The following is a 26,973-nucleotide window of genomic DNA, read 5'->3' on the forward strand; positions in this document are numbered from 1 at the left end:
TTCACCCGTCGACCACGGCCAGCAGCTCCTCGGTATAGCGCTTGCCCATCACCTTTTCCGGCGACAGGGCGTCGCCGATGGCTGCCACTTCGGCCGGGGTCAGCACGATATCGGCTGCCGCCGTATTCTGTTCGAGATGTCGGATCTTGCGGGCACCGGGGATCGGCACAATGAAGTCGCCCTGATGCAGCACCCAGGCGAGCGCCAGCTGCGCCGGCGCCACGTCCTTCTCGGCGGCCATCTTTTCCAGCACGGCGACGACCGCCGCATTGGCCGCCATGGCGTCGGCCTGGAAGCGCGGCAACCCCCGGCGCCAGTCGTCGGCGCCGAGAACATCGGGCTTGGCGATCGTGGCGGTGAGCAGGCCGCGGCCGAGCGGGCTATAGGGGACAAAGCCGATGCCGAGCTCGCGGCAGACGGCAAACACCTCCTCCTCCGGATCGCGGCTCCACAACGAATATTCGCTCTGCACCGCGGCGATCGGATGCACGGCATGCGCCCGGCGGATGGTCGCCGCACTCGCCTCCGACAGGCCGAGCGTCCGCACCTTGCCCTCGCGCACCAGCTCGGCCATGGCGCCGACCGTATCCTCGATCGGCACGCTGGGGTCGACGCGGTGCTGGTAGTAGAGATCGATGATCTCGGTATCCAGCCGCTTCAACGACGCTTCGGCCACCGCCTTGACATGCTCCGGGCGGCTGTCGACGCCGGCCATGCGCTCGGTGCCGCTGCCTTCTTCGAGGATCTTGAAGCCGAATTTGGTCGCGATCGTCACACGATCACGCACCGGCTTCAGCGCCTTGCCGACCAGGATCTCGTTCTCGTAGGGGCCATAGACCTCGGCGGTGTCGAAGAAATTGACCCCGATCTCGACGGCGTGGCGCAGCGTGGCAATCGCCTCCGCCTCCGGCTGGCCACCATAGGCAAAGCTCATCCCCATGCAGCCGAGGCCGACTGGGTAGACGTCGAGTTCATTGCCGAGCTTGCGGGTTTGCATCACGTGTCTCCTTGTTGTGATGGTTGTGATGCCACGGAGATACCGTCTTGCGCAGCGTTCGATAATCGCCTCTTATGTGCACGAGCTGTTCCCAAAAATAGATCAATGAAGCGAACACATCTTTCACAGCTTGCCGTGCTGGCAACGGTCGCCCAATGCGGCAGTTTTCGCGGCGCCGCCAAGGAGCTGGCAATCGCGCCGTCGGCGGTCAGCCACGCGGTGTCCAGCCTGGAAGCGCGTCTCGGCGTGCGCCTTCTGGCGCGCAGCACGCGCAGCGTCGCTCCGACCGAGGAGGGCGCGCAACTGCTCGAGCGCCTCAGGCCGGCGCTGTCGGAAATCGACCTGGCGCTGGAATCGGCGATCGAGGCGCGCGACCGGCCGGCGGGCAATCTCAGGCTGACCGTGCCGCGCACCGCCGCCCACCTGGCGCTGACGCCAAGGCTCGGCGCCTTTGCGGCTGCCTATCCCGACATCGTGCTGGAGATCGTCATCGACGACCGCTTCACCGATGTGGTCGAGGGCGGCTTCGATGCCGGTGTGCGGCTGGGCGAGAGCCTGCAGCGCGACATGATCGCAGTGCGCATCGGGCCGAACCTTCGCGGCGCGGTGGTCGGCACGCCATCCTACTTCGAGACCAGGCCCAAGCCGCAGCATCCGCGCGATCTCGCCGCTCACCGCTGCATCCGCCTCCGCTTCTCCAGCGGCATCATCTATCGCTGGGAATTCGGGAAAAACGGCGAGGAGATCGAAATCCCGGTGCAAGGGCCATTGATCCTCGACGAGGACCATCTGATTGCCAATGCTGCGGTTGACGGCGCCGGGCTCGCCTTCGTGTTCGAGGACTATGTCCACGACCCGCTCGCCGCCGGCAAGCTCGTTCGCGTGCTGGAGGACTGGTGCCCGCCCTTCGATGGTTTTTTCGTCTATTATCCGAGCCGACGCCAGATGCGGCCGGCGCTCAGGGCCTTTGTCGATTTCTTCAAAGTGAGTACATAGGGGCACCGTCGGAACTGCGGAGGGCAATCTATTCAGGCGTGAATGCTCGTCTTACGGCCGTTGGCACCGGCAATTGGTCGTCTCCAAACATAAGTGGAAACCGCCTTTCCGGGATGGAAGAAAGCCGACCTGGCATTCGTTCACAGACCATGTCAGCACTGCCCAAACAGCCGACCGGCTACGGCTGGACAGCGATCATCCTTCACTGGCTGATCGCGGCGCTCTTTATCGGCCAGTTCGTGCTCGGCTTCGTCATGGTGCGGCTGTCCAGCCAGCGCACCGCCTTCGAGCTGATTCAGCTGCATAAATCTTTCGGTTTCCTATTGCTTGGGCTGGTCATCCTGCGCATCGCCTGGCGCCTTGGCAGACCGGCCCCGCCGCTGCCGCGCTCAGTCGGCCCTTTCGAGCGCCGCATGGCGCCGCTTGTCCATCTTGCGCTTTATGCTTTTCAGCTCGCTCTGCCGCTGTCCGGCTGGGCGCTGGTCTCGGTCTCGGTGCTGGAGATCCCGAGCGTGCCGTTCAATCTGTTCGTCATGCCCAATCTGCCGCTTGGTGAATCGGACATGGCAGAAAGCTTCTGGGCAGCGACGCACTGGTATCTCGCTTATGCCGGCATCGGTCTTGTCGCTTTGCATCTCGCCGCTGCGCTGCGTCATCATTTCTGGCTGAGGGATACCGTGCTGACGCGCATGATCACGGCTTCGTCACATCGCGAGACGGAATAGAGCGGGCGGCTCATTCGTTCATGGGGCGAGGACGCAAGAAAGCGTTGCCTGCCAAGAGGACCATTTCCATGTACGCGCGCATCTTCGGATTTGCGGCAGCCGCCGCTTGTTTTGCCATGCCTGTTTTTGCCGCCGTTGCCCTTGGCGAGGCGGCCGGCAGCTACACGATCAGCCCAGGGAGTTCCAGCATCCACTTCTCCATTGCCAAGCTCGGCGGCGGCGGGCTCGACGGTGCTTTCTCCCGCTTCAAGGGCAATATCCTTATCGACAACAGCGATGTCGGCCGGTCCCAGGTCAATTTCACCATCTTCCCCGAAAGCGTCGGTACCGGCCAAAGTCGCATCGATGCCTTTCTCCGCTCGGACGCGGTTTTCGACGCGACCAACAATCCGGAGATCCAGTTCCGTTCGACCAGCGTCAAACGCACCGGCGACACGTCGGCCCTTGTCACCGGCCGGCTGACGGCGCGCGGCAAGACCTTTCAGGAAAAGTTCACGGCCGAGCTCGGCAGCCTCAAGGCGGGCACGATAAAGTTCCACGTCACAGGCAAGGTGTTGCGGTCGCGCTATGGCATGGATGTCGGCACGCCGATTTATTCCAACGTCGTCGAATTCGACATGACGCTGACGGGTAGAAGGGGTTGAGCGGTTCTCCCTGCGATTTCACCGTCGCTGCAGGACCTGGGTTCCTCTCCCCACTTGGTGGGGCGAGGAACCATGCTCCCGCATTGGCTTTTCCGCCGATTTCAGGCAAACCTCCAGGCCTGCAATCGAGAGGAGAAATCTGATGTTCCGATGGGGTGTTTTGTCGACGGCCAAAATCGGCCGCGAGCAGCTTTTACCGGCAATCGTCGAGGCGGAGAACGGCGTGCTGTCGGCGATCGCCAGCCGCGATCTGTCGAAAGCTCGGGCGCTGGGCGAACGCTTCGGGGCGCGCCATGCTTTCGGCTCCTATGAGGAACTGCTCGCCTCCAGCGACATCGACGGCGTCTACATTCCGCTGCCGACCTCGCAGCATGTCGAATGGGCAGCCAAGGCGATCGAGGCCGGCAAGCATGTTCTGGTCGAAAAGCCACTGGCTCTCGACGCCAAGGACATTCCGCCACTGATCAAGCTGCGCGATGCCAGGAAGGTGCTGGTCTGCGAAGCCTTCATGGTCGTCTACCACCCGCAATGGATCAAGGTGCGCGAGCTGATCGGCAACGGCGCCATCGGCCGGCTGCGCCATGTCCAGGGCGCGTTCTCCTACTACAATGTCGACCCCAACAACATGCGCAACAAGCTCGATCTCGGCGGCGGCGCGCTGCCCGACATCGGCGTCTATCCGACGGTATCGACGCGCTTTTCGACCGGCAAGGAGCCGCTGCGCGTCCAGGCGAGGATCGAGCGCGACAAGACATTCGGCACCGACATCTATTCCTCGATCCGCGCCGATTTCGGCGACTTCGAGTTGTCGTTTTACCTGTCGACACAGATGGCGGCACGCCAGGTGATGGTCTTTCACGGTGAGAAGGGCTTCATCGAGGTGTTCTCACCGTTTAATGCCGGACTCTACGACCATCACCGCGTCGAACTGCACAACCAGAACCACAGCGAGGCGCAGGTCTTCCGCTTTCCCGGCACGCAACAGTACCGGCTGGAAGTCGAGGCCTTCGCGCGGGCGGCACAGGGTGGCAAGGATCGTGTCTTCACCCTGGAAGAATCGGTGCTCAACCAGAAGGTCATCGATGCCATCTTCCGCGCCGGCGAGAAGGAAGGCTGGGAGGCAGTCTAGGCCGGCCGTGATCCTGCAACGGGCCGGTTTTTTGGACGAGATCTTGGCCAAATAGATGCCCGACGATGCGGATGTGATCATCGTCGGCGCCGGCCTTGCCGGCTTTGTCGCGGCCGCCGAACTGACTGCGGCCGGCAAAGGCCGTCGAGCAGGAGCCGGAGCAGTCGCTTGGCGGCCAGGCATTCTGGTCGCTCGGCGGCATCTTCCTCGGTGGGGTGAACAAGCCCCGCCGGCGCCGTTGCGCCAAGGTGGCGGTCGCACCGAACGGCCAACTTTCCCTCTGAGCATTTTGCAGCCAAATGGAATCATTCGGCGCCCGCATAAATGCGGCAAAACAGATAGTTAGAGCCGGTTACCGGTTCCAGGAGAACCGCTCTAGGCGAAGGGCTGCAAATTGACGTCCCGAAGCTTGGAACCGGCAAGCAAAGCCTCGAGCACCTGCTTCTTGAGAAACAGGCACTGCGAACGGGCAAGTTTGACGATGCCGGAAACGTCGCCTGCCTCGCAGGCAAGAACCAGTTCCTTTTGCTGGGCGATGATCAACTGGGTGAAGTCGCGGGATTTGAACCCAAGGTGGAGAACCCGCGCCGACTGGTCGAGTATCTGGTCCAGTAGATGCGCCAGTCGTAAATTTCCCGAGAGCCCCGCAAGGGCCAGACGAAACGCACGATCCGCCGCCAGGAATGCAACATGACTACGCAACGTCTCCGGCTTCAGCACTTTTCTCGCTGCCAGCCCGATGTCCTCCAGCCCGCGCTCGGTAATGTTCGATGCCGCCACCCTGAACACTTCCGGTTCGATCAAGCTGCGGACATCGAAGATCTCGTTGACGTCCCGCAGGCTGAGCGTTGCAACGACGTAGCCGCGGCGCGGCTCGCTCCTGACCAGACCTTCCTGCATCAGACGGGCCAACGCCGCGCGGATGGTTGCCTTTTTGATCTGGTATCGATCGCCGATCTGTTTTTCGGTCAGCGCTTCGCCGGGGCGCAGCACGCAGGCAATGATGTCGTTCCTCAGCTGCTCATATGCCTGTTCCCTGCGAAGGACGTCGGCGGCTGACAGTGCTGTCGCCTCGACCGTGGCCGGCCTTGCCGGTTCGGCGGTCAACTTCGTCGTTTTCATATTTTGTCCGTTTGGCTGTCCGGTTGACGCTGGCATCGACATTCGCTAGCGTGAGCACCTCAGGTTGAAAATCTGAGCATCTCAGGGAGGATAACTGATATGCCTTTACCCGCCAACTCGCCTCTCTACGCTGTTGCCGATGATATCGTCAATGCCGCGAAGGGGCCAGATCCCCTCGAAGCGGTAAGGACGGTCCTGGGCGATTACATCAACCGTTTTCACGCATCGGGAACACTCGCTCACGAAGAAGACGACGACGAGGTTCTTTTGCATGCCAGCCCGAACCTGACGATCTATCACATCACGTTGTCGCCCGGCCTGCAGTACCCGCCCCACAACCACCTGATGGATGCCTTGATCGGCATCTACAAGGGCAGCGAGACGAACTTCATCTATCCCGTTGCCGGCAGCGAACTCGATGTTCCCGAAAGGCAGGACATCGCAGCGCCTGCCGTCGTGCACATGGCGTCAAATACCGTGCATGCGGTTGCGAATACGGGCAGCGCGCGATCCGGTGCGCTGCATGTCTATCTCGGCGATCTCACACGAACCCACCGGCAGCTGTGGAGCCCGGACAGCAACCAGGCCGAACCGTTTGACAATGATCGCTACCTGGCTGGCGCACGGCCCATTCAGCAGTCCGGGCACGAATGAGCAGAGGCGTCACGGGGCGGCGAAATTGGCCGTGATCAGCGAACCCGTCGGAATCGCGTCACACTTGTCACTCTCGCCAATCCGCTATCGCCCCTATCCTGGCTCATGACCGATCAGCAACACGTCGCGCCGGGAATGGTGCGACAACAGACCAGCAAGGGAGATGCACAATGACGGCACATCAGAATGGCACAGGCGAGCAGACGACGCGGCTCGCGATGAAGACACCACCGGTCGTTTCGCCTGATGCGTGGGAGGCCGCGCGCCAGCAGTTGCTCGTGAAGGAGAAAACCGTGACCCGGGCTCGCGACGCCTTGGCCGCCGAGCGTCGGCGGATGCCGTGGATGGCGGTGGAGAAGGCCTATACGTTCGAGGGCCCCAACGGAAAGGTGAGCCTGCTCGACCTGTTCGAGGGCCGCCGTCAGCTGATCGTCTACCGCGCTTTCTTCGAGCCCGGCGTATTCGGCTGGCCCGATCACGCTTGCCGCGGCTGCTCGCTGGGGGCAGACCAGGTCGGCAATCTTGCCCATCTGAACGCCCGCGACACCACGCTTGCCTACGCCTCGCGCGCACCGCAGGCCGACATTGCGCGGCTGAAGGCGCGGATGGACTGGAAGATGCCCTGGTACACCATCACCGACAGCTTCGATGCCGATTTCGGCGTTGACGAGTGGCACGGCCATAACGTGTTCATCCGCGATGGCGATCGCGTGTTCCGTACCTACTTCATCAACAACCGCGGCGACGAGGCGATGGGGACCGTATGGAGCTATCTCGACCTGTCGCCGCTCGGCCGCCAGGAGGTTTGGGAGGATTCGCCCGAAGGCTATCCGCAGACGCCGACGTACAAGTGGTGGAACTGGCACGACAATTATGGCGCCGAAACCGTTCCCGACAAAAAGTGGGTCGAGGTGTCGGACGCCGGAGAGGCCGCGTTCCGGAACCGCACCGAATAGAACGTTTGGCGTCGCGGAAATGCGGCTAGGACAATTGGAGGAGCGGGATGCACGTTCATTCGACGCATCCCGCTCGTTATGCAGGACTATGGCCATGAGCGAGATTCATGCAGGCGGATCCACCGCCGATGCGAGCCCGGCCGGCCTTGGCGCAGCCGATTGGCTGTCCTTTGCGGCCGCGCCGGCCTTCGCAACCATGGCGCTGCTGACGTTTCTTGGCGGAGCGCCGGATATGATGTGCTCGACCGGGCAAGATGCGTCGCCGCTGGGCGGCATGGTCCCGATGTACCTGCTGATGAGCGCCTTTCATTTGGGACCTTGGTTGAGGCGGGTCTCCGGCCGACGCCGCCGCAAGTAGAGCTATAGCGGCCGATAAAGGCCCTTCGCGGTGAGGAGGACAGCCGTCACCAGATCCATTCGCCCTTCCCAAGTACCGTCACGGCATCGACAATCCGGGTAAAGCTCGAGCGGGCGCGGCCGGCCGTGTGCCTGGCTCTGAGATAGCCGTGCACCAGCCCCGGCTCCTCGAGCCACCAGGCACGTCCGCCTGCGGCAACGACGCGGTCGCGATAGGCTTCGCCGTCCGACGACAACGGGTCGCATTCGGCGGTGATCACGACGGTAGGCGGCAGATAGGCGAAATCGGCGTCGGCGAGCGGAGACAAAGTGATGTCGCCTGTAGCGTCCACTCCGCCAGTCCGGATGTTTTTATAGAACTCCAGGTCGCGCATCGTCAGCATTGGCGCTTCGGCATGCGTGACATAGGAACCGAGTGAACGATCGCCACCAAGGCCAGGATAGATCAGCACCTGGCCGACCGGCTTTGTCACGTGGCCACGCGTCGCATGACTGACGGCACAGGCGAGATTGCCGCCGGCGCTGTCGCCGCAGAGCAGGACGGGGCATTCGTAAGTGGCGGTGGCCCATTCGAAGGCGCCCATCGCATCGTCGAAGGCGGCCGGGTGCAGATGTTCCGGCGCCAGCCGGTAGTCGACCGAGACCACCTCATAGCCGGTGCGGGCGCAAAGCTCGGCGCAGACATCGTCGTGGCTGTCGAGCCCGCCGAGGATGTAGCCGCCGCCATGGACATAGAGCACCATCGCAGAGGCGTTCGGCGCCGCGCTGCGATAAATGCGGATCGGGACGTCGTGCGCTGGCGCGGCAATGGCGGTGGTTTCAGCCGTCACGCCATCCGGATAGCCGGCAGAGAATTCGCGGCACATCCGGTCGTAGATCGCGCGCTGCTCGGCGATCGTGTAGTCGATCGTATCCGGCGGATAATACGAATTGGTCCGCTCGATGAACGCCCAGGTCTCGGCGTCGATGAGTTTCTTGTAGTTAGTCATGGGAACGGAACGGATAGTGACGAATCCGCCTGAACACCCTCCTCTGGGACGGAACGCCGTCGTTCCAGGGACACTCACTATCTGCCCTTCCACACCGGATCGCGCTTTTCGGCAAAGGCGCGAAAACCCTCGAGATTGTCCTCCGAGCCGTAGAGCGCGTCAACCGTCGGCAGTTGCCGGCGCGTCACCCGGTTCATGGCATCCTGGAAGGTCAGCGATTCTGCGACCCGGGCCGTTTCCTTGATCGCGGCGAAGACCAGCGGCGGGCCGCTGGCGAGCAGCCGGGCGATCTCCCAGACGCGGTCCTCCAGTCTTTCCTTGGGCAGCACCTCGTTGACCAGGCCCCAGCGATGCGCCTCGGCGACATCCATCCAGCGGCCCGTGAACAAAAGGTCCATGGCGACGTGATAAGGGATGCGCTTCGGCAGCTTGATCGTTGCCGCATCGGCCAGCGTGCCGGCGCGGATTTCGGGCAGCGCGAAGGAGGAGTGGTCCGACGCGTAGATGAGGTCGCAGGACAGCGCCAGCTCGAAGCCGCCGCCGACCGCCATGCCGTTGACGCAGGCGATCACCGGCTTGTTGAGGTCGCGCAATTCCTGCAGCCCGCCGAAGCCACCGACGCCATAGTCGCCGTCGACGGCATCGCCGCCAGCCGCTGCCTTAAGGTCCCAGCCGGCGCTGAAAAACTTGTCGCCGGCGGTCTTGACGATGGCGACGCGCAGGTCGGGATCGTCGCGAAACCCCTTGAACGTCTCGCCCATCAGCCGCGACGTCTTCAGGTCGATGGCATTGGCCTTGGGCCGGTCGAGCATGACTTCGAGGATCGTGCCCTCGCGGCGGGTGGTGATGACGTCAGACATTTTTGTTCTCTCCCAGCACCAGCAGCGCGTCGGCGATCCAGGCGCCCTTGCTCTCGGTGCAGACGATCAGAGGATTGATGTCGAGCTCCTCGATCTCGCCGGCATTTTGCTGCACGAAAGCAGCAATGCCCGATATCGCATCGATTGCAGCTGCGACATCGGCCTTCGGCCGACCGCGATAACCGTCGAGCAGCGGGAACAGCTTCAACCCGCGCAAAGCGGCCTCGATGTCATCACGGGTCGCCGGCAGCATCAGTGTGACGCTGTCGCGCAACAGCTCGACCAGCACGCCGCCGGTGCCGAGCGTCATCACCGCGCCGAACATCGGGTCGCGAGTGAAGCCGACCAGCAGCTCGGCGACGCCGTCGCGCACCATGCGCTCGACATAAAGGCCGGTGCCGAGCGGGCCGAGATCATGGGCGGCGGTGCTGACCGATTCGGCATCCCTGAGGTTGAGCCGGACCGCGTCGAGCTCGGACTTGTGGATGACGCCAAGAGCCTTCAGCGCCACCGGGAAGCCGAGCGCCATCGAGGAGATCACAGCTTCGACCGCATTGCCGGCGCGCTCGCCCTTCGGCACGGGGAGCCCGGCCTCGATGAGCCGCGCCTTCGCCTCGGCCTCGTCCGGCGTGACATGGTCGCCGGCCGGCGCGCCGGACGCGGAAGTGTCGATCGGCTGCGCCTGCGGCTCGCGCCACGCCCAGCCGATGAAGGCTGCCGCCTGGGCGGCGTCCATGGCCTCGGAAATGCCGAACAGCGGCACCATGCCCCGCGCCATCAGGCCGGCAGTGTATTCCTCGGGCAGGTTTTCCGGCAACGAGGAGACGATCGCGCCCTGCGCGCTGTTGGTCTTCAGCGCCGATTCGAAGGCGCGCAGCGTCGCCCACCAGTCCGTGTCCGAGCAGCGGTCGGGACGCGGAAAGTCGAGCACCAGCATATTGAGGTCGAAGCCGCCAGACACCATGGCGGTGAAGGCGGCGGTCATCGCCGGTTCGTTGTTCCAGATGAAGGTGTGATAGTCGAGCGGGTTGGCCACCGCGACCAGCGGCCCGAGCGTCGATTTGACCCGCGCGCGGTGCTCGGGGGTGAGTGGCGGAAACGTCACCCAGCGGCCTTCGGCGCTGTCGGCCATGACCGACGCCTCGCCGCCCGAGCAGCTCATCGATGACAGCCGGTAGCCGGGCAGGGGGCCAGTGACGTGCAATAGCTTGAGCGCCTCGATGAAGGCGGGAATTGAATCGATCCGGGCGATGCCGAGCCGCCTCAGGAAAGCGCCGGACGCCGCGTCCGAGCCGGCCAGCGACGCGGTATGCGAGACGGTCGCCTGCCGCGCCTGCTCGGAGCGGCCGACCTTCATGGCGATAACAGGCTTCTTCAGCTCGCGTGCCCGTGCCGCCAGCCTTTCGAAGCCGGCTACCGAATCGAAGGCCTCGATATGCAGGCCGAGCGCGGTGACGCGGTCGTCCTCGATCAGGCCGAGCGCCATTTCGGAAAGCCCGGTCTGCGCCTGGTTGCCGGCGGTCATCAGGAAGGCGATCGGCAGGCCGCGTTTCTGCATCGTCATGTTGATGGCGATGTTCGACGACTGGGTGATGATGGCAACGCCGCGACCGCCTTCCGGCAGCCTGATGCCGCCATGCTGGTCGGGCCACAAAAGCGCGCCGTCGGCGTAATTGATCAGCCCATAGCAGTTCGGCCCGATGATCGGCATTTGGCCGGCCGCCTCGACCAGTTCGGCCTGCAGCCGCTCGCCGTCTTCGTCATAGGCCTCGGTTTCGAGAAAGCCGGCGGCGAAGCAGACCGCACCGCCGGCGCCGCGCTCCGCCAGCGCCTTGACCACTTCGATGGTCAAGTGCCGGTTGACGCCGACGAAAGCGGCATCCGGCGCACTGGGCAATTCGGCCACCGAGCGATAGGCCTTGCGGCCGGCGACCTCGTCCTTGGTCGGATGCACCGGCCAGATCTCGCCGGCAAAGCCCATTTTGATCGATTGCGCGACGACGGCCGCCGCCTGCGCACCACCGAAGACAGCGATCGATTTCGGCCGCAAAAGACGTTCAAGCCTGTGCATTGTCATCTTTTCGTCTGAGCATGATCTTTTCCAAAGACCGGATTTCACTTTTTGGGGTCACGCTCTAGCCCCCGAACGGGCGCAGCAGCGCGCGCGAGATGATGTGTCGCTGGATTTCCGAAGTGCCTTCCCAGATGCGCTCGACGCGGGCGTCGCGCCAGATGCGTTCCAGTGGCAGGTCGTCCATCAGCCCCATGCCGCCATGGATCTGGATCGCCTCGTCGGCGACGAAGGCAAGCATCTCGGTGGCCTTCAGCTTGGCCATGGCCATGTCCTGGTCGGTGACGGTACCCTGATCGTACTTCCAGCCGGCTTCGAACACCATCAGGTCGGCGGCCTTCAGCTCGGTCGCCATGTCGGCGAGCTTGAACGACACGCCCTGGAATTTGCCGATCGGCTGGCCGAACTGCTGGCGCTGCGCGGCGTATTCGACGGCGTGGCCAAGCGCCCGCTCGGCGCGGCCGAGGCAGGTGGCGCCGACCTGCAGGCGCGTCGCGCCAAGCCATGAATTGGCGACGTCGAAGCCTTTGTGGACCTCGCCCAGAACCTGACTGGCCGGCAACCGGCAATCGTCGAATTCGAGGATGGCATTGGTGTAGCCGCGATGTGAGACGTTGCGGTAGCCGTCGCGCACGGTGAAACCCTTGGTGCCCTTGTCGACGAAAAAGGCGGTGATCTTCTTGCGTTTTCCACGCGAAGACTCTTCCTCACCCGAGGCCATGAAGACGATGGCGAAATCGGCGAGGTCCGCATGGCTGATGAAATGCTTGGTGCCGTTCAGCACCCAGTCGTCGCCGTCTTGCACGGCGGTTGCCTTCATGCCGCGCAGATCGGAGCCGGCGCCCGGCTCGGTCATTGCCAGGCAATCCCATTTCTCGCCGCGAATGCAGGGAAACAGATATTTTTCGCGCTGCTCCGGCGTGCCGGCGAGAAGGATGTTCGAAGGCCGCGCCACGCAGGTCCAGTGCAGCGCGTAATTGGCGCGGCCGAGTTCCTTTTCATAGAGCAGCCAGGTCACTGTATCGAGCCCGGCGCCGCCGACTTCCGTTGGCATGTTGGCGGCATAGAGGCCGGCTTCGATCGCCTTGGCCTTGATCTCCTCGATCAGCTCGCGGCGCAGCACGCCGGTGCGTTCAACCTCGCGCTCATGCGGGTAAAGCTCGTTCTCGACGAAGGCCCGCGTCGTCTCGACGATGAGCTTCTGCTCCTCCGAAAGACCAAAATCCATGGTCTCAGCCTCTCTTCTTTTTCTTCGGCTTTTCAGCCTTGGCCTTTTCGGCCGCCCTGGAGGCGCTGGGCTTCTTTGCCGCAAGCTTGGCCAACTGCCTGGTGTAGTCCCTATGCAAGGCGCCGGCACCCCAGCCTTTGCCTTTGTTCTGCTTCGACAGTGCCTCCATGATGGCGACCAGATTGTCGTCCCGGATCTTTTCGAGATCGCGGATCGACAGACCGTGCGCCTGGTCGTCCGACTGGGTCGCGATCAGCTCGACCAGCTCGTCGTTGAACTCCGGCACGTCCATCAGCTTGGTCCAGGGCCATTTCAGGCACGGGCCGAACTGCGCCATGAAGTGCCGCATGCCGGCCTCGCCGCCGGCGACGCGATAGACCTGGAACATGCCCATCTGCGCCCAGCGCAGGCCGAAGCCATAGCGCATGATGTCGTCGAGCTCCTCGACCGTGCAGATGCCGTCCTTGACCAGCCACAGCGCCTCGCGCCATGCCGCTTCGAGCAGGCGGTCGCCGACGAAGGCTTCGATCTCCTTGCGGATCACCACCGGCTTCATGCCGATCGAGGCATACATCTCCTTGGCGACGTCGATCGCCTCGGGAAAGGTCTGTTCGCCGCCGACGATCTCGACCAGCGGCAGCAGATAGACGGGGTTGAACGGATGGCCGACGACCAGCCGCTCCGGATGCTTCTTCATCGCCACCTGCATGTCGGTCGGCTTGATGCCGGAAGTGGAGGAGCCGACAATTGCGTTGGCCGGCGCATAAAGGTCGATTTCGGCCAGCACGCGGTGCTTCAGGTCGAGCCGCTCCGGCACGCTTTCCTGGATTAAATCGGCATCGGCCACCGCCTCGGCGATCGTCTTGGCGAAGGTGAGCTTGCCCTCTTTCGGCAAGCCGCCGGGCAGCATCTGCTTGTAGGCGCGTCGCGCTCCCTTCATCACCTCGCCGACCTTGCGTGATGCCTCGGGGTCGGGATCGAAGATCGATACGTCGATGCCGTTGAGCAGCAGCCGCGCGACCCAACCGGCGCCGATCACGCCGCCGCCGATGGCTGCCGCCTTGTTGATGATGCTCATGCGGAAGCTCCGGTTCTTGTGCTGGCTGTTGCGGGGTCGGTGAGGGCGACGCGTTCGCCGGCACGGATCACGGACGCGTCATAGGCCTTGCGCGCGAACACTTCGAGCACGAAGGGCCGGAAGAAATCGATCGGCAATGTCTCGTAGTCGGGATCGAAGCTCGACTGATCCCATCGTTCGCAAAACTCATCGCAATCGTCGAAGTAGATGTGCCCGGCGAAACGGTCGCGGGCGTGCGGATTGCCGCCGAGGTGATGGGCGTAATAGAGGCGCTGGAAGTCGCCGTGCTTTTCCACCACCCAGGTGCATTGCTCGCGAACGAAGGGTTTCAGGATCGACGCCGCATATTCGTCATGATTATAGGGCGCGTAGATGTCGCCGATGTCGTGCAGCAAGGCGCAGGCAATCCAGTCGGTGTCGGCGCCGTCGCGCCAGGCCCGCGTTGCCGCTTGCAGCGAATGGCCGAGCCGGGTGATCTTGTAGCCCGAGAGACCCGCATCAAGCTGGACGAGCGCGTCGAGCAGCCGTTCGCCGGTCTTTGCCGCGTAGTCGATCTCGTGCTCGGTGAGGAAGGCGTAATCCTCGCGGTCGCCGTCCTTCATGGCGGTGAATTTCACGGTCTTCATCGGCGGCTCCTCCCAACCGATTCCCTGTTCAAAGCGGTGCGCGCTTCGTCAGGTTGAGCTTCTTGCGGACTTCGTCCGGGCCGATGACCCTGGCACCCATATTCGACACGATGCTGACCGCCCGCTCGACCAATTGCGCATTGGTCGCCAGCACGCCCTTGTCGAGCCAGAGATTGTCCTCCAGCCCGACGCGGACATTGCCGCCGGCGAGCACCGCGGCAGCGACGTAGGCCATCTGGTTGCGGCCGATGGCAAAAGCCGACCAGTTCCAGGTCGACGGCACATTGTTGACCATCGCCATGAAGGTGTTGAGGTCGTCCGGCGCCCCCCACGGCACACCCATGCATAATTGCACCAAGGCGTCCGGCTTCAGCACTTCTTCCTCGACCAATTGCTTGGCGAACCACAGATGCCCGGTGTCAAAAGCCTCGATCTCCGGCTTGACGCCGAGCGCCGTCATCATGCCGCCCATGGCACGCAGCATGCCGGGCGTATTGGTCATGACATAGTCGGCCTCGGCGAAATTCATCGTGCCGCAGTCGAGCGTGCAGATTTCCGGCAAGCACTGGCGGACGTGCTCCATGCGGTTGCTGGCACCGCCCATGTCGGTGGCTTTTTCGTTCAGCGGCAGCGGGTTTTCCGGCGGGCCGAACACCATGTCGCCGCCCATGCCGGCGGTCAGGTTCAAAACCACATCGACATCCGCCGCGCGGATGCGCTCCGTTACTTCACGATAAAGGTGTACGTCGCGCCTGGGCTTGCCGGTTTCGGGATCGCGCACATGACAGTGGACGATCGCCGCACCTGCCTTTGCCGCCTCGATGGCCGAATCGGCGATCTGCTTGGGCGAACGCGGCACATGCGGGCTGCGATCCTGCGAACTGCCGGACCCGGTCACGGCACAGGTAATGAAGACCTCACGGTTCATCGCTAACGGCATCGGACTCTCTCCCAATAGGACGTAGGGCAAGAATGCCTGACTTGCCGGAAACTGTTTTGCGTTTTACGAAGATCGTGTGACCAAAAACGAAAAACCGACGATCTTTCAGGCCGAGCGTTTGCCGCTCGAGGTAACGCTGCTGGTATTCTCCGGCTCATCGATCATGTGCGTCGCCTCAGCCGTCGATCCATTGCGCGCCGCAAACCGCATTGCCGGTGAGACGCTGTTCGATTTCAGGCTGGTCTCGGTGACGGGCGAGGCGCCGGTTACCACATGCGGCCTGCCGGTGGCGGTCAGCGGCCGCTTCGATGCGGCTGACACAACCGACATGCTGGTCGTCGTCGCCGGATTCGGCACGCAGAACTATGCCACATCGGCCCTGCTGTCCGGACTGCGCCGGGCGGCGCGCGCGGCACGCGCCTGCGGCGGCGTCGAGGCGGGTACGTGGCTGGTGGCGCGCGCGGGCTTGCTGGAAGGGCGCAGCGCCACCACCCACTGGGAGGACATGGAGGATTTCTCGTCGGCCTTTCCCGGCGTCGACGTGCGCCCCGATCGCTACGTCATCGACGGCCCGGTGTTCACCTCCGGCGGCGCCTCGCCGACCTTCGACCTGATGCTGCATCTGATTCGCACGCGGCTCGGCATGGCCGTGGCGCTCGATGTCGCGAGCGTCTTCATCTACGACCAGGCGCGCGCCGCGACCGACGCGCAGCCGCTGGTCTCGCTCGGCCGTCTCGACGGCTACGATCCCAGGTTGGCGCAAGCCATCCGGCTGATGGAAGCGCATATCGACCAGCCGCTGACCATAGCCGCGGTGGCCAAGCGCGCCGGGGTGACGGCACGAACGCTGGAAAGTATCTTTCGCAAGTCGATCGGCGAAACGCCCGGCGCCTATTATCTCAGGCTGCGCCTCGGCGCCGCGCGCCGGCTGGTGGTCGACACGCGCGTGGCTATGGCCGATATTGCCGGGCGAACGGGCTTTTCGTCCGCCGCGGCATTTTCCAGAGCGTTTTCAAGAGCGTTCGGCGAAGCGCCGGTCAGGTTGCGTCAGGGATAATGCATGTCGCCCAAAAGTCCGTAGCGGTTTTGGGACAACGGCATGCATAGACAAAGGTAGATCAGGCAGCGTCCAGGCGGTCGCTGTTGCCGTCGATCTGCGAGCGCATTTGTCTCGCAAGATGGGTCTCGAAGCGGCTGGCGACCGCGCGATCCCATTCGTTCGCACTCAGCGCACCTTGCTTCGGGTGCGGCAGCGCCATCAGCCGGTCGATGATCGATCCGGCCTCGCCAGATGAGAGCAGGGCGTCGATTTCGCGTTCGTGCTGCATATCGTTTCGCCTCCTTCTTTCCGTTCCCGCCACGAACCACACTATAGGAGGTTCGTGACGGCTGTTTGAAGGCAAGAGCGAGGCGATTGATGGGCGGCGCCGGGCAAAGTTTTGTCCGCCGCCGCCCATCTTGGGCACGATCGTACCAGTAGGTCAGGCAGTGCTTCAGCCAAGCCGCATCGACAGCTCGACATCCTCGCTGAACGACGTGGACATGTAGCCGCCTCCGGTCGAGCGCACCCGCTCGAGGTATTCGGGGCAAAGATCGGCGTTGTCGGCAACGACGAAGGCGCCCGGCCTGAGGCGGCTTTCGACCAGACTCAAGATCTCTGGATAGAGCGCTTTGGCGCCGTCGAGCAGAAGCAGGTCGACGGTTTCGGGAAGATCGACGCTTAATGTTTGCACCGCATCTCCTTCTCGGATTTCCACCAGGTCGATGAGACCGCCTGCCGTCAGATTGTTCCTGGCGCGCGCCACCTTGGATGGCTCGAACTCGCTGGTGATGAGGCGGCCACCGCCATTGTCCCGCAAGGCTGCGGCAAGGTGCAGGGTCGAGATGCCGAACGAGGTTCCAAATTCAACGATCGTCCTTGCGCTGCTGCCCCGTGCCAGCATGTAGAGCAGCGTGCCGGTCTCTCGCGAAACGGGAAGCCAGAGGTCCTTTAGCCGCCCATAGAAATCGAGGTATTCGGTCTTGCTTCGAACCAGGCGCATCCGATCTTCGGCGGAGAGCTCCGCCACCGCAGGGCTCGTTGCGGCAGCGGCTTCCTCGAACAGGCGATCCAGCAGGGGCGCGAGCGGCGTTGTCGACAGTGTAGTCATGTTGGTCTCCAGTCAGAATTGAATGCGTTCTTGCGCGGCACTCAAAATACGACTAATCATTCGCATTTACTAATCGCATTGGCGCGCCTCTCAATGAGCGATCACCGCAGTCCGCGGATTTCCTCGCGAAAACAGCCCAAGCAGGCCCGCTCGGCAGAGCTCGTTGCTGCGATTTTGCAGGCTGCTGTTCAGGTTTTGGCGAGGGAAGGCGCGCAGCGCTTCACCACGGCGCGGGTGGCCGAGAAGGCCGGTGTCAGTGTCGGATCGCTGTATCAGTATTTTCCGAACAAGGCGGCGATCCTGTTCCGGCTCCAGAGCGACGAATGGCGGCAGACGACCGATTTGCTGCGCGACATCCTCGAGGATGTCGGGAAACCGCCATTTGAACGGCTGCGCGCCTTGGTCCACGCCTTCCTCCGCTCGGAGTGTGACGAGGCCGCGGTGCGTGTGGCGCTCGACGACGCCGCACCGCTTTACCGCGACGCGCCTGAGGCGCAGGCGGCAAGGGCGTCCGGAGACCGCACCATCCAGCTCTTCATGCAGAAGGCGTTGCCCAACGCCGCGCAAGCGACTCGCGAATTGGCCGGCGACCTGGTCATGACGACGCTCAGCACGGTGGGGAAGCAGTTCTCGGAGTTGCCCCGAACCCCCGCGGAGATCGAAGCCTACGCCGACGCCATGGCCGACATGTTCTGCGCCTACCTGAGAGGCCTCGATCACGGCTAAGGCAAATGCCAGGCCCGGTCAGCAAGCAGACCGAAAGTTTCGCACGGGCAAACCTTGTCGGTGTCAGCCCCGCGGAAAGTCGTCTTTATCCCGCGGCCGCTGAACAATGCGGCCGCGGGATGGTATGCCTCAGACGTACCGGTTGACGACGTTTTCGAGTAGTTCCTGACGACCGGATCTGGGCTGCGGCTTGATCTTCTCCTTGACGACGCGCTCGGCAATTTCCTCCAGCGTGCGCTTGCCGGCAAGCATCGCCTTGGCTTCGGCCGAATCCCAGCCGGCATAGCGCTCGGCGAGCGGGCCGGACAGCGCCTTGTCCTCGACCATGCGCGCTGCCGCCTTGAGGCCGCGAGCGCAGCAATCCATGCCGCCGATATGGCCGATCAGCAGATCCTGCGGATCGAGCGACTGGCGCCTGAGCTTGGCGTCGAAATTGGTGCCGCCGGTCTTGAAGCCGCCGGCCTGCAGCACCTGATAGTAGGCGAGAGCCATCTCCGGCACATTGTTGGGGAACTGGTCGGTGTCCCAGCCCGACTGGTAGTCGTTGCGGTTCATGTCGATCGAGCCGAAGATTCCCAGCGCATTGGCCAGCGCCAGTTCATGCTCGAACGAATGGCCGGCCAGGATGGCGTGGCCCTGCTCGATGTTGAGCTTGACCTCATTCTCCAGTCCGAAACGCTTGAGGAAGCCATAGACGGTGGCGACGTCGTAATCATACTGGTGCTTGGTTGGCTCCTGAGGCTTCGGCTCAATCAGGATGGTGCCTTCGAAGCCGATCCTGTGCTTGTAATCGACGACCAGATTGAGGAAACGGCCGGCCTGTTCCTGCTCGCGGGCAAGGTCGGTGTTGAGCAGCGTCTCATAGCCCTCGCGGCCGCCCCACAGCACGTAGTTCTCGCCGTTCAGACGCTTGGTGACGTCGATACAGTGTTTCACCGTCGCCGCCGAATAGGCAAAGACGTCCGGATCGGGATTGGTGGCGGCGCCCGACATGAAGCGGCGGTTGGAGAACAGGTTGGCCGTGCCCCACAACAGCTTGACGCCGGTCTGCTTCATCTTTTCCGAGAAATAATCGGCGATCTCGTCGAGCCGCGCCGCACTTTCGGAAAAGTCCCGGCCCTCCGGCCGCACGTCGGCATCGTGGAAGCAGAAATAAGGCGCGCCCAGCAACGAAAACATCTCGAAGGCGACGTCGGCCTTGAGCTTGGCCAACTCCATCGTGTCGGTGCTGCCGGCCTTCGGAAACCACGGCCGGTCAAATGTCTGGCCGCCGAACGGATCGCCGCCCGGCCAGGCAAAGGAATGCCAATAGGCGACGGCAAAGCGCAGATGGTCTTCGAGCCGCTTGCCGGCGACAATCTCGTCGGGATTGTAGAACCGGTAGGCCAGCGGATTGGTCGAATCCGGTCCCTCGTATTTGATCTGTTGGATGTCGCCGAAAAAACCGCTGCTCATGTTCTTTTCCTCTCGCATGGTTCGGCCTGATTACCTCAGGCGTAATTGGTTTCGCGCTGGCGCTGGTCGAAAAGGCTCATGTCAAAGCCACCCAACGAAGGAGACAGACCATGACCGACCTCAACACCATTGCCGAAAACTACATCGCCGCCTGGAACGAGAGCGACGCCGCACGCAGGAAAGCCTTGCTCGAGGCGACCTTCACCGAGGACGTCGGCTACCGCGATCCGATCATGCAGGGCGACGGCCATGACGGCATCGCTGCGCTGATCGAAGGCGTGCAGCAGCGCTTTGCCGGCTTCAGGTTCTCGCTGAAAGGCAAGCCGGACGGCTTCGCCGATACCATCCGTTTCTCCTGGAATCTCGGGCCGGAAGGCGTCGAGTCCGTCATCGAAGGCACCGATATCGGCGTCATCGAAAATGGCCGGCTGAAAAGCGTCACCGGCTTTCTCGACAAGGTGCCGGCACAGTGAGGCCTTCTCGGCAGGCCACGGCGAGGGTGGGAAACCGCTCACGCCGTGGCGCTCCTGATCGCCGGGTAAAGCTGGCGGTAGCGCTGATAGGCATCTGCATAGGCACCGCCGAGGGCGGCGACCGGCTCGACCGTGGCGTCCGTCGCCGGCGCCGTGCACACGGCGCGCGGATCGGCGCCGGTCGCCGCGATCAGGCCAAGCCGGGCGGCGCCAAAGGCGGCGCCGAAATCGCCGTCGGCTGGAATATCGACTGGCAGGCCAAGCGCTGTGGCGACGGCCTTCAGCCAGTAGCGCGAACGCGAGCCGCCGCCGATCGCCGTCACCCGGGTCAGCGTCGTGCCGGCTTTGGCCAGGGCTTCGAGGCTGTCGCGGAAGGCGAAGGCGACGCCTTCGAGCACGGCCTGGGTCAGCGCCGCGCGGCCGGACTCGTGGGCAAGCCCGGTAAAGGCGCCCCGAATGACGGAATCATTGTGAGGCGTCCGCTCGCCTGACAGGTACGGCAGGAAGGAGACACCGGTCGGCGCCTGCAGCGCATCGCCGAGTTCGGCGGTCAACTCGACGGCGCCTTTTCCCGCAATTGCCGACAGCCAGTTGAGTGAATCGGTTGCCGACAGGATGACGCCCATCTGGTGCCAGGTGCCGGGCAGTGCGTGGCAGAATGTGTGCACCGCACTTTCCGGATTGGGCAGATAGGACGCGTTGGCGGCAAAAAGCACGCCCGACGTGCCGAGCGAGACGAAAGCCTGGCCGGCGCCGACCGTGCCCATGCCGCAGGCCGAGGCCGCGTTGTCGCCGGCGCCGCCGGCGATCGGGATGCCCGTCTGCATGCCCCATTTCGCAGCCAGTTCGCCGCGCAAGGCACCGGCCTTGGCCGTGCCTTCGACCAATGACGGCATCTGCCTTTCATCGAGCGACGTCGCTGCGAGCAGTTCGGAGGACCAGTCGCGTTTGCCGACGTCGAGCCACGACGTGCCAGCCGAATCCGACATTTCCGAGATATGGTCGCCGGCGAGCCAGAGCCGCAAAAAGTCCTTCGGCAGCAGGACCTTTGCCACCTTGGCAAAAACAGCCGGTTCGTTGTTTTTCACCCAGGCGAGCTTTGGCGCGGTGAAGCCGGGAAAGACGATGTTGCCGGTCAGCTTGCGAAAGCGCGGGTCGGCATCGAGTGCAGCCGCCTCGGCGTGGCTGCGTGTGTCGTTCCACAGGATGCAGGGGCGCAGCACCTGGTCGGCGGCATCGAGCAGGGTGGCGCCATGCATATGGCCGGAAAGGCCGATGCCTTTCACCGCCGCGAGCTCCTTCGCATGCGTGGACCGCAGCTCGGCGATCGCCGCTTCGCAGGCGCGAATCCAGTCGGCCGGGTTCTGCTCGGACCAGCCGGGATGCGGGCGCGACACATCGAGCGGCGCATGGCCGGAACCGACGATGCCCTGACTTGCATCGATCAGCAGCGCCTTGACGCCCGACGTGCCGAGATCGAGGCCGAGATACATGCTTCCTCCCATGTCCGTCAGGCCTGGCGGCGACGGTCTTTGTTGCTCCCCAGCCCAGTCCTGCGACACGGACGGCGAAGATATCCCGGCAATCGTGCTGCCGGAAAAACGCTCCAGTCAACACGCGAAGATTTTTTCGACACTCGAAAAAATCTGGCCGGGGCAGTTTTTAAGGCAAGATTTGATCTTGGTCAATTCGCGGCGAGAGCGATTGCGCGCCGTGAAAACAGTGCCGACAACGGGCTGTCCGGCCGTGCCAGCGCGCGTTCCGCCGCCAGCGCCCTTGCCAGCGCGCCATCACCGGAACGCAATGCCGCCTCGATCAGCGTCAGGTCGATGACGTCGCGTTGGGCGTGGCTGCCGCCGAAGCGATGGGCGATCGCCCGGATCGGCCGGATCAGGCGTATCGTCCCGGCATAATTGCCCTCGCCGAATGCCTTGATGGCGAGCGTCAGGGGATGGCCGACATCCCGGGTGAAAGCGGCGTTGTCGTCTTTGCCGCGCATCGCCTCGCGCTGCGCCTCGAGCAAGCCGCTGGCCGGCGCGTCGAGGCCGGCACCGACAAACGCCATCATTGCGTGGGCATCGTTGAAGGCATAATGGCCGGCGCTGGCCTTGGGCAACCAGTTGGCGGCGAGCGCCGCCCAGCGGCTGCCGACATCGACGCCGCCGAGATGCAGCCGCCACAGGATCGCCGAGGCATCGACCATGTTGAGCGTCAGCGTCGAGCGCTCGCCATAGATCGGCCCGTCATAGAGCGCCAGCACCTCGTCGATTTCGCCGAGATCGTAGTGGAACAGCGCCAGGTGCCACCAATTGTGCACCTGCAGGAAACTTTCCCGCGTCCACGCTTCGGGATTGGCGCGCATCCACAGAATGCCGTCCTTTTGCCGGCTCTGCATCTCCATGACATGGGCCACCGCATGCTGGGCCCAGCCGTCGCGCGGCTGGAGATCGACCGCCGTACGGCCAAGTTTTTCGGCGCGCGCGTAATCGCCCATTTCCTCCAGGCCAAAGGCCTGCATACCGAGTATGGCGTGATAGCCCGGCATGCCGCTCTGCCAGGACGGCAGCGCGCGGCCGATGCGGTCGCGCAGCATGCGCGCGTTGCCGGTGAAGAAGTCGATCTGGTGCCCGGTCTGCAGCGCCAGCGCATCGAGCGGAAACTCGATGGCGATATCCTCCAGCACGCGGGCGGCCTCGTGCCAGCGTCCCTCCGCAAGGTGGCCAAGGGCGGCGACATGCGCCTGCTCACGTGTCGTCGCGGCAAGCGGCAGCGCCGCCTCGTGACATGCCTTGGCCACCGCCGTCGCCTCACGCTCGGTGGCGAGGCCAAAGAGATAACCCTTGAACACCTGCGCCATGACGAAGCCGGGATCGTCGGCGATTGCCCGGTCAATGGAGCCGACCGGATCGCCGATGAAGCACTGCAATTCGCGCACGGCCTGGCTGTAGGACGAAAACCCGGCCTCCGTCGCGCCAGACAGTGTCAGGCCGAATGCATCCCTGACCGCCATGGCGTGTCCTCAGTTGCCCGATCGCATCGCCACCGTGGCGATGCCTGCGCCGACCAGCAGCGTGCCGCCGGTGCGGTTGAAGATGCGGATCGCCTTTGGATTGCGCACGACGTTGCGCGCCCTTGCGGCGATCAGCGCATAACCGACGGCGTTGGCGAAGGCGAGCGTCAGGAAGGTCGTCTCGAAGATCAGCATCTGTGTCCAGAAATCCGCGTGCCGGTCGAGGAACTGCGGCAGGAAGGCGACGAAGAAGGTGATGCTTTTCGGATTGAGCGCAGTAACCAGCCAGGCATGCGCCGCCATTTTCGCCGATGACACCGCATCGGTGCGCGGTTCGGCCCGGAGCGCGCCGCCGGCGCGAAACAGCTTGATACCGAGATAGATCAGATAGCCGGCGCCGATCACCTTCAGCACCGCAAATACGGTGGCCGACGCCGCCAGCAGCGCGCCGATGCCCAGCATCGACAGTGTCATCGCGGTGAAGTCGCCGAGCGCCACGCCGACTGCCATCGGCAGCGCGGTGCGCCAGCCTTGGCCAAGTGCATAGGAAACCACCAGCAGGATGGTCGGGCCAGGAATGACCAGAAGGACCGCCGAGGCAGCGGCAAACGCGGCCCAGTTTTCGAAGGACATTTTCTTCTCCTTGAGCTCAAAGAAGAGGATAAATCCTTGACCTCGCGCAGATGTAAAGAGGCAAGAATCGAAAAAGCCCCTCGTTAACGCCAGGCGGCTGGCCTTCACGCTTTTTCAACCATGATTGGTGAAAATGCCTGCTATCCGGCCGGACCGTGTTTCCCGCCGACAGCGTAGGGTTTGGGTAAATGCGTGAGTTGCCGCACGGTCTGTCGCTGCCGCATAATGGCGACGCAATCGAAACCGAACTACAGCTTTCCCGCCGCACGGTGCTGTCCGGCGCCGGCGCGCTAGCGCTGCTCGGCGTCACAGGCTGCAGCCAGACGCTGGATCTGCCGTCGCTCCAGCTCGACGACGTCACCACCGGCTCGATCCGGCCCGTCCGTCCGAGCATCAGCGTCGACAAGAACATCACCAGCCCCGACGTGATGTACGCTTCGCTTACCGACGGTGGCTTCAACGTGCCGGAGGTGCCCTATCTCAAGATCAAGCCGGAGTTTCGCCGCCAGATCGTCGTCGATCCGACCGGCGAGCAGCCCGGCACCATCGTCGTTCACTCGCAGGAACGGCTGCTCTATCTGGTGCAGCCCGGCGGCGAGGCGATCCGTTACGGCGTCGGTATAGGCAAGGACGGATTCCGCTGGTCCGGCCGCGCCAACATCCAGTACGGCAAGGAATGGCCGGTCTGGACCCCGCCGCCCGAGATGATCGCCCGCAGGCCGGAACTAGTGAAGTGGCAAGGCGGACAGCCGGGCGGCCTCGACAATCCGCTCGGCGCGCGTGCCCTCTACATCTATCAGAACGGCAGCGACACCGGTTATCGCATCCACGGCTCGCCCGAATGGTGGAGCATCGGCCAGGCGATGTCGTCGGGCTGCGTGCGCCTGATCAACCAGGACATCATCGATCTCTACAGCCGCGTCTCCAAGAAAAACCCGGTCGTCGTCGTCTGAACGGCGGCTTCGCCTTCAGCGATCACTCTGCCGTTGCGCGATGCCGCAAGACAGGCGAAAGTGCCTGCGATTTCATCGCCCGGGAGACGTGAACAATGGCCGGAACTTTTGTCATCGCGCAAGGCGGCGGCCCGACCGCCGTCATCAACCAGACCGTGGTGGGTGCTGCGCTCGAAATCCGCAAGCGGCATCCCGGCGCCAAGGTGCTTGGTTCCATCCACGGCGTGCGCGGAATTCGTGACGGCAATTACGTCGATCTTTCCGCCATCCCCGAGGACCGCCTGCGGCTGATCGCGGCGACACCGAGCGCCGCGCTCGGTTCGACGCGCGACAAGCCGGATGCCGCCTATTGCGACCTCATCCTCAGCGGCTTGAAGAAAGCCGGCGCCGATGCCTTCATCTATATCGGCGGCAACGACACCTCGGGCACGCAGCAGATCCTCACCGACGCCGCCGGCGGCAAGATCGCCTTCGTTCACGCGCCGAAAACCATCGACAACGATCTCGAGGAGAACGACCATACGCCCGGCTTCATGTCGGCGGCCGAGTTCGTCGCCGGCGCGTTTCTTTCGGTCGATCTCGATTTCCGCGCTTTGCCGGGCATTTATGTCGGCATCGTCATGGGGCGGCATGCCGGTTTCCTGACGGCCGCATCCGCGGCCTGGCAGCTCGACCAGGACAGCGGCCCGCATCTCGTCTACGTGCCGGAGCGGCCGTTCTCGGCGGCCGGTTTCATCGACGACGTGCGCGCCACGCTCGACCGCCACAAGCGCTGCATCGTTGCCGTCTCCGAAGGCGTCAGCACCGCCGACGGCAAGGCGCTGGTCGAAAGCCTGGTGCCGCCGGAAAGGCTGGAGCGCGACCAGCACGGCAACGTCAAGCTGTCGGGCAGCGACCTGCCGGCAGCCTTGGAGCGCGCGCTCGCCGAAGGATTGCCGGGCAAGCGGGCGCGCGTCGATGCGCTCGGCTATATGCCGCGCGGCTATGTCGGCGCCATCAGCGCGGTGGACGCGCAGGAGGCCTTCGATGCCGGTGCCTTCGCCGTCACCGTGGCCGACGAGGGCGGCGGTTCGGTGGCGCTGCAATATGACGGCAAAAAAACCGTACTGAAGAAGGTGCCGCTGAAGAACGTCGCCGGCAAGACGCGCCATATGCCGGATGATTTCATGCTGCCCGACGTCAACCGGCTGTCCGATGCGGGCATGGCCTATCTGAAGCGGCTGGTTCCGCGAAAGTACAAGGTCGGCAAGCCGTTCGTCTGATGCCGGCCTTGATCTGATGGACAGCTGGTTCAGCAAAACCATCGTCGACGCCAAGACGATGATGCTGACCGAGCCCTTCGTGCATGATTTCATGCGCGCCAACATCTGGCATGTGCGCGGCCGCGATGTCGACCTGCTGGTCGACACCGGCATGGGGATCTGCCCGCTGGCGCCGCAGATCGACACGCCGGCCGGCAAGCCGCTGCTCGTCGTCGCCACGCATATCCATCTCGATCATGTCGGCTCGCTGCACGAGTTTCCGTTGCGGGCAGGTCCGCGCCACAGCGCCACGCAGTTCGACAGCATGGACGAAGCGGTGACCTACGCCTACATGTTCCATGATCTGGAAGGCGCCGTCTCCAGACTGCCGGCAAAGGGCTGGAAAGCGGCCGATTACAGGATTCCACCGGCGCCGCTGGACCGGACCCTGGACGAGGGCGATAGGATCGACCTCGGCGACCGGCAATTCCGCGTCCTGCACCTGCCCGGCCACTCTCCGGATTCGATCGCGCTGTTCGATGAGGCAGACGGCCTGTTCTTCGCCGGCGACGCCATCTATGACGCCACACTGATCGACGACCTGCCGGATTCCGATCGTGCCGCCTACCGCCGCACCATGCAGCGACTGCTCGACCTGCCGATCCGGATCGGTCATGGCGGCCATGGACCGAGCTTCGACGGCAGGCGGATGCGCGAGATCGCCTCGGCGTATCTCAGGCGAACGGACGGGACAGCGGCATAGAAGCCTTGGCGGGGCAGTGAGGGGGGCCTGAAGCTATTTGGCTTGGGTAACTATTTTGTTCTTGCTTTGTGCCGGCAGCTATGCTAGTAATTTGGGTATGGTGCTGATTTGCCCCAACGACCCGCCGCAAGGCGGGTTTTTGTTTTCGGGTTTCGGCGCCAGCCCGGCACGGCGGTTGCCAGCCGAAAATTAAATCT

At 63.7% G+C, this 26,973-nt stretch carries 28 protein-coding genes and 1 pseudogene; 14 read left to right on the forward strand and 15 right to left on the reverse strand.

All coding sequences use genetic code 11. The features are described from left to right. Nucleotide 1: 1 nt before the first annotated feature. Nucleotides 2-997: an aldo/keto reductase gene (locus tag NKJ17_RS01560; RefSeq protein ID WP_352505950.1), complete on the reverse strand. Its 996-nt coding sequence runs from the start codon at nucleotides 995-997 to the stop codon at nucleotides 2-4. A gap of 105 nt (nucleotides 998-1,102) precedes the next feature. Between NKJ17_RS01560 and NKJ17_RS01565 the strand changes: the two genes are divergently transcribed. The 5 genes and pseudogenes from NKJ17_RS01565 to NKJ17_RS01585 form a co-directional block, all read left to right on the forward strand. Beyond that, the gene (locus NKJ17_RS01565) at nucleotides 1,103-1,993 is read left to right on the forward strand and encodes a LysR family transcriptional regulator (RefSeq protein WP_352505949.1); all 891 of its coding nucleotides are present in this window, start codon (nucleotides 1,103-1,105) and stop codon (nucleotides 1,991-1,993) included. Nucleotides 1,994-2,142: 149 nt separating this feature from the next. Continuing rightward, nucleotides 2,143-2,718 (forward strand): cytochrome b, encoded by a 576-nt coding sequence (locus tag NKJ17_RS01570; protein WP_352686550.1) that lies wholly within the window; start codon nucleotides 2,143-2,145, stop codon nucleotides 2,716-2,718. 68 nt (nucleotides 2,719-2,786) lie between these two features. Beyond that, complete coding sequence (locus NKJ17_RS01575; RefSeq protein WP_352686553.1) at nucleotides 2,787-3,362, forward strand: YceI family protein; 576 nt, start codon at nucleotides 2,787-2,789, stop codon at nucleotides 3,360-3,362. Nucleotides 3,363-3,504: 142 nt separating this feature from the next. Then, nucleotides 3,505-4,491, forward strand: coding sequence for a Gfo/Idh/MocA family protein (locus NKJ17_RS01580; protein WP_352686556.1), 987 nt, complete (start codon nucleotides 3,505-3,507; stop codon nucleotides 4,489-4,491). Nucleotides 4,492-4,546: 55 nt separating this feature from the next. Continuing rightward, nucleotides 4,547-4,730 (forward strand): annotated as a pseudogene (locus NKJ17_RS01585) (FAD-binding protein); the annotation flags it as partial. 136 nt (nucleotides 4,731-4,866) lie between these two features. Here NKJ17_RS01585 and NKJ17_RS01590 read toward each other — a convergent pair. Beyond that, entirely contained in the window at nucleotides 4,867-5,613 is a 747-nt protein-coding gene (locus NKJ17_RS01590; RefSeq protein WP_352686559.1) for a GntR family transcriptional regulator, read from the reverse strand. 99 nt (nucleotides 5,614-5,712) lie between these two features. On the opposite strand from NKJ17_RS01590, the gene NKJ17_RS01595 reads away from it, so the two are divergent. The 3 genes from NKJ17_RS01595 to NKJ17_RS01605 all read left to right on the forward strand — a co-directional run bounded on the left by NKJ17_RS01595 (nucleotide 5,713) and on the right by NKJ17_RS01605 (nucleotide 7,581). After that, entirely contained in the window at nucleotides 5,713-6,267 is a 555-nt protein-coding gene (locus NKJ17_RS01595; RefSeq protein ID WP_352505944.1) for an autotransporter, read from the forward strand. Nucleotides 6,268-6,437: 170 nt separating this feature from the next. Next, nucleotides 6,438-7,223 (forward strand): DUF899 domain-containing protein, encoded by a 786-nt coding sequence (locus NKJ17_RS01600; protein ID WP_352480219.1) that lies wholly within the window; start codon nucleotides 6,438-6,440, stop codon nucleotides 7,221-7,223. Nucleotides 7,224-7,317: 94 nt separating this feature from the next. Next, nucleotides 7,318-7,581 carry a hypothetical protein gene (locus NKJ17_RS01605; protein ID WP_352505942.1) on the forward strand — a complete coding sequence of 88 codons (264 nt, stop codon included), beginning with the start codon at nucleotides 7,318-7,320 and terminating at the stop codon, nucleotides 7,579-7,581. 46 nt (nucleotides 7,582-7,627) lie between these two features. Here NKJ17_RS01605 and NKJ17_RS01610 read toward each other — a convergent pair whose 3' ends face one another. From NKJ17_RS01610 to bcoG, 7 genes are all read right to left on the reverse strand, one after another. Then, nucleotides 7,628-8,569, reverse strand: coding sequence for an alpha/beta hydrolase (locus tag NKJ17_RS01610; protein ID WP_352505941.1), 942 nt, complete (start codon nucleotides 8,567-8,569; stop codon nucleotides 7,628-7,630). 77 nt (nucleotides 8,570-8,646) lie between these two features. After that, on the reverse strand, nucleotides 8,647-9,429 hold the full coding sequence (locus NKJ17_RS01615; RefSeq protein ID WP_352505940.1) for a carnitinyl-CoA dehydratase: 783 nt from the start codon (nucleotides 9,427-9,429) through the stop codon (nucleotides 8,647-8,649). Beyond that, entirely contained in the window at nucleotides 9,422-11,500 is a 2,079-nt protein-coding gene (locus NKJ17_RS01620) for an acetate--CoA ligase family protein (RefSeq protein WP_352505939.1), read from the reverse strand. Before NKJ17_RS01620 ends, NKJ17_RS01615 begins: the two co-directional genes overlap by 8 nt. A gap of 64 nt (nucleotides 11,501-11,564) precedes the next feature. Then, nucleotides 11,565-12,728 carry an acyl-CoA dehydrogenase family protein gene (locus NKJ17_RS01625; protein WP_352505938.1) on the reverse strand — a complete coding sequence of 388 codons (1,164 nt, stop codon included), beginning with the start codon at nucleotides 12,726-12,728 and terminating at the stop codon, nucleotides 11,565-11,567. A gap of 4 nt (nucleotides 12,729-12,732) precedes the next feature. Further along, nucleotides 12,733-13,806, reverse strand: a complete 1,074-nt coding sequence (locus tag NKJ17_RS01630) for a 3-hydroxyacyl-CoA dehydrogenase NAD-binding domain-containing protein (protein ID WP_352505937.1) — start codon at nucleotides 13,804-13,806, stop codon at nucleotides 12,733-12,735. Continuing rightward, a complete protein-coding gene (locus NKJ17_RS01635) occupies nucleotides 13,803-14,432 on the reverse strand; it encodes an HD domain-containing protein (RefSeq protein ID WP_352505936.1) in 630 nt (209 codons plus the stop codon). The genes NKJ17_RS01630 and NKJ17_RS01635 overlap by 4 nt, the downstream gene beginning before the upstream one ends. A 28-nt stretch (nucleotides 14,433-14,460) precedes the next feature. After that, nucleotides 14,461-15,372, reverse strand: a complete 912-nt coding sequence (bcoG, locus tag NKJ17_RS01640) for a 3-dehydrocarnitine:acetyl-CoA trimethylamine transferase BcoG (RefSeq protein ID WP_352505935.1) — start codon at nucleotides 15,370-15,372, stop codon at nucleotides 14,461-14,463. A gap of 76 nt (nucleotides 15,373-15,448) precedes the next feature. Between bcoG and NKJ17_RS01645 the strand changes: the two genes are divergently transcribed. Further along, the gene (locus NKJ17_RS01645) at nucleotides 15,449-16,429 is read left to right on the forward strand and encodes a GlxA family transcriptional regulator (RefSeq protein WP_352505934.1); all 981 of its coding nucleotides are present in this window, start codon (nucleotides 15,449-15,451) and stop codon (nucleotides 16,427-16,429) included. Between the two features lie 61 nt (nucleotides 16,430-16,490). Here NKJ17_RS01645 and NKJ17_RS01650 read toward each other — a convergent pair whose 3' ends face one another. Continuing rightward, nucleotides 16,491-16,700 (reverse strand): hypothetical protein, encoded by a 210-nt coding sequence (locus NKJ17_RS01650; protein WP_352505933.1) that lies wholly within the window; start codon nucleotides 16,698-16,700, stop codon nucleotides 16,491-16,493. 165 nt (nucleotides 16,701-16,865) lie between these two features. Further along, the gene (locus NKJ17_RS01655) at nucleotides 16,866-17,522 is read right to left on the reverse strand and encodes an O-methyltransferase (RefSeq protein ID WP_352505932.1); all 657 of its coding nucleotides are present in this window, start codon (nucleotides 17,520-17,522) and stop codon (nucleotides 16,866-16,868) included. Nucleotides 17,523-17,615: 93 nt separating this feature from the next. On the opposite strand from NKJ17_RS01655, the gene NKJ17_RS01660 reads away from it, so the two are divergent. After that, nucleotides 17,616-18,248: a TetR/AcrR family transcriptional regulator gene (locus NKJ17_RS01660; RefSeq protein ID WP_352505930.1), complete on the forward strand. Its 633-nt coding sequence runs from the start codon at nucleotides 17,616-17,618 to the stop codon at nucleotides 18,246-18,248. 129 nt (nucleotides 18,249-18,377) lie between these two features. Here the strand turns inward: NKJ17_RS01660 and xylA are convergent, their stop codons facing one another. Then, complete coding sequence (gene xylA / locus NKJ17_RS01665; RefSeq protein WP_352505929.1) at nucleotides 18,378-19,703, reverse strand: xylose isomerase; 1,326 nt, start codon at nucleotides 19,701-19,703, stop codon at nucleotides 18,378-18,380. 110 nt (nucleotides 19,704-19,813) lie between these two features. Here xylA and NKJ17_RS01670 point away from each other — a divergent pair, with 110 nt between their 5' ends. Further along, on the forward strand, nucleotides 19,814-20,176 hold the full coding sequence (locus tag NKJ17_RS01670) for a nuclear transport factor 2 family protein (RefSeq protein WP_352505928.1): 363 nt from the start codon (nucleotides 19,814-19,816) through the stop codon (nucleotides 20,174-20,176). 38 nt (nucleotides 20,177-20,214) lie between these two features. On the opposite strand, the gene xylB is transcribed toward NKJ17_RS01670, so the two are convergent. The 3 genes from xylB to NKJ17_RS01685 all read right to left on the reverse strand — a co-directional run bounded on the left by xylB (nucleotide 20,215) and on the right by NKJ17_RS01685 (nucleotide 23,819). Continuing rightward, nucleotides 20,215-21,669 carry a xylulokinase gene (gene xylB, locus NKJ17_RS01675; protein ID WP_352505927.1) on the reverse strand — a complete coding sequence of 485 codons (1,455 nt, stop codon included), beginning with the start codon at nucleotides 21,667-21,669 and terminating at the stop codon, nucleotides 20,215-20,217. Between the two features lie 191 nt (nucleotides 21,670-21,860). Then, the gene (locus NKJ17_RS01680) at nucleotides 21,861-23,186 is read right to left on the reverse strand and encodes a tetratricopeptide repeat protein (RefSeq protein WP_352505926.1); all 1,326 of its coding nucleotides are present in this window, start codon (nucleotides 23,184-23,186) and stop codon (nucleotides 21,861-21,863) included. Nucleotides 23,187-23,195: 9 nt separating this feature from the next. Next, a complete protein-coding gene (locus NKJ17_RS01685) occupies nucleotides 23,196-23,819 on the reverse strand; it encodes a LysE family translocator (RefSeq protein WP_352505925.1) in 624 nt (207 codons plus the stop codon). 188 nt (nucleotides 23,820-24,007) lie between these two features. On the opposite strand from NKJ17_RS01685, the gene NKJ17_RS01690 reads away from it, so the two are divergent. The 3 genes from NKJ17_RS01690 (at nucleotide 24,008) to NKJ17_RS01700 (ending at nucleotide 26,776) form a co-directional block, all read left to right on the forward strand. Then, nucleotides 24,008-24,772, forward strand: coding sequence for a L,D-transpeptidase (locus NKJ17_RS01690; RefSeq protein WP_352505924.1), 765 nt, complete (start codon nucleotides 24,008-24,010; stop codon nucleotides 24,770-24,772). Between the two features lie 95 nt (nucleotides 24,773-24,867). Next, nucleotides 24,868-26,034 (forward strand): diphosphate--fructose-6-phosphate 1-phosphotransferase, encoded by a 1,167-nt coding sequence (locus NKJ17_RS01695; protein ID WP_352505923.1) that lies wholly within the window; start codon nucleotides 24,868-24,870, stop codon nucleotides 26,032-26,034. A gap of 16 nt (nucleotides 26,035-26,050) precedes the next feature. Next, complete coding sequence (locus NKJ17_RS01700) at nucleotides 26,051-26,776, forward strand: MBL fold metallo-hydrolase (RefSeq protein ID WP_352505922.1); 726 nt, start codon at nucleotides 26,051-26,053, stop codon at nucleotides 26,774-26,776. Nucleotides 26,777-26,973 lie beyond the last annotated feature (197 nt).

Source organism: Mesorhizobium sp. M0208 (assembly GCF_040322015.1).
GTDB lineage: Bacteria > Pseudomonadota > Alphaproteobacteria > Rhizobiales > Rhizobiaceae > Mesorhizobium.

Bases quoted from the DNA above. Each gene is read 5' to 3' on its own strand.
- NKJ17_RS01560 (WP_352505950.1), bottom strand. From the start codon at position 997: ATGCAAACCCGCAAGCTCGGCAATGAACTCGACGTCTACCCAGTCGGC.
- NKJ17_RS01565 (WP_352505949.1), top strand. From the start codon at position 1,103: ATGAAGCGAACACATCTTTCACAGCTTGCCGTGCTGGCAACGGTCGCC.
- NKJ17_RS01570 (WP_352686550.1), top strand. From the start codon at position 2,143: ATGTCAGCACTGCCCAAACAGCCGACCGGCTACGGCTGGACAGCGATC.
- NKJ17_RS01575 (WP_352686553.1), top strand. From the start codon at position 2,787: ATGTACGCGCGCATCTTCGGATTTGCGGCAGCCGCCGCTTGTTTTGCC.
- NKJ17_RS01580 (WP_352686556.1), top strand. From the start codon at position 3,505: ATGTTCCGATGGGGTGTTTTGTCGACGGCCAAAATCGGCCGCGAGCAG.
- NKJ17_RS01590 (WP_352686559.1), bottom strand. From the start codon at position 5,613: ATGAAAACGACGAAGTTGACCGCCGAACCGGCAAGGCCGGCCACGGTC.
- NKJ17_RS01595 (WP_352505944.1), top strand. From the start codon at position 5,713: ATGCCTTTACCCGCCAACTCGCCTCTCTACGCTGTTGCCGATGATATC.
- NKJ17_RS01600 (WP_352480219.1), top strand. From the start codon at position 6,438: ATGACGGCACATCAGAATGGCACAGGCGAGCAGACGACGCGGCTCGCG.
- NKJ17_RS01605 (WP_352505942.1), top strand. From the start codon at position 7,318: ATGAGCGAGATTCATGCAGGCGGATCCACCGCCGATGCGAGCCCGGCC.
- NKJ17_RS01610 (WP_352505941.1), bottom strand. From the start codon at position 8,569: ATGACTAACTACAAGAAACTCATCGACGCCGAGACCTGGGCGTTCATC.
- NKJ17_RS01615 (WP_352505940.1), bottom strand. From the start codon at position 9,429: ATGTCTGACGTCATCACCACCCGCCGCGAGGGCACGATCCTCGAAGTC.
- NKJ17_RS01620 (WP_352505939.1), bottom strand. From the start codon at position 11,500: ATGCACAGGCTTGAACGTCTTTTGCGGCCGAAATCGATCGCTGTCTTC.
- NKJ17_RS01625 (WP_352505938.1), bottom strand. From the start codon at position 12,728: ATGGATTTTGGTCTTTCGGAGGAGCAGAAGCTCATCGTCGAGACGACG.
- NKJ17_RS01630 (WP_352505937.1), bottom strand. From the start codon at position 13,806: ATGAGCATCATCAACAAGGCGGCAGCCATCGGCGGCGGCGTGATCGGC.
- NKJ17_RS01635 (WP_352505936.1), bottom strand. From the start codon at position 14,432: ATGAAGACCGTGAAATTCACCGCCATGAAGGACGGCGACCGCGAGGAT.
- bcoG (WP_352505935.1), bottom strand. From the start codon at position 15,372: ATGCCGTTAGCGATGAACCGTGAGGTCTTCATTACCTGTGCCGTGACC.
- NKJ17_RS01650 (WP_352505933.1), bottom strand. From the start codon at position 16,700: ATGCAGCACGAACGCGAAATCGACGCCCTGCTCTCATCTGGCGAGGCC.
- NKJ17_RS01655 (WP_352505932.1), bottom strand. From the start codon at position 17,522: ATGACTACACTGTCGACAACGCCGCTCGCGCCCCTGCTGGATCGCCTG.
- NKJ17_RS01660 (WP_352505930.1), top strand. From the start codon at position 17,616: ATGAGCGATCACCGCAGTCCGCGGATTTCCTCGCGAAAACAGCCCAAG.
- xylA (WP_352505929.1), bottom strand. From the start codon at position 19,703: ATGAGCAGCGGTTTTTTCGGCGACATCCAACAGATCAAATACGAGGGA.
- NKJ17_RS01670 (WP_352505928.1), top strand. From the start codon at position 19,814: ATGACCGACCTCAACACCATTGCCGAAAACTACATCGCCGCCTGGAAC.
- xylB (WP_352505927.1), bottom strand. From the start codon at position 21,669: ATGTATCTCGGCCTCGATCTCGGCACGTCGGGCGTCAAGGCGCTGCTG.
- NKJ17_RS01680 (WP_352505926.1), bottom strand. From the start codon at position 23,186: ATGGCGGTCAGGGATGCATTCGGCCTGACACTGTCTGGCGCGACGGAG.
- NKJ17_RS01685 (WP_352505925.1), bottom strand. From the start codon at position 23,819: ATGTCCTTCGAAAACTGGGCCGCGTTTGCCGCTGCCTCGGCGGTCCTT.
- NKJ17_RS01690 (WP_352505924.1), top strand. From the start codon at position 24,008: ATGCGTGAGTTGCCGCACGGTCTGTCGCTGCCGCATAATGGCGACGCA.
- NKJ17_RS01695 (WP_352505923.1), top strand. From the start codon at position 24,868: ATGGCCGGAACTTTTGTCATCGCGCAAGGCGGCGGCCCGACCGCCGTC.
- NKJ17_RS01700 (WP_352505922.1), top strand. From the start codon at position 26,051: ATGGACAGCTGGTTCAGCAAAACCATCGTCGACGCCAAGACGATGATG.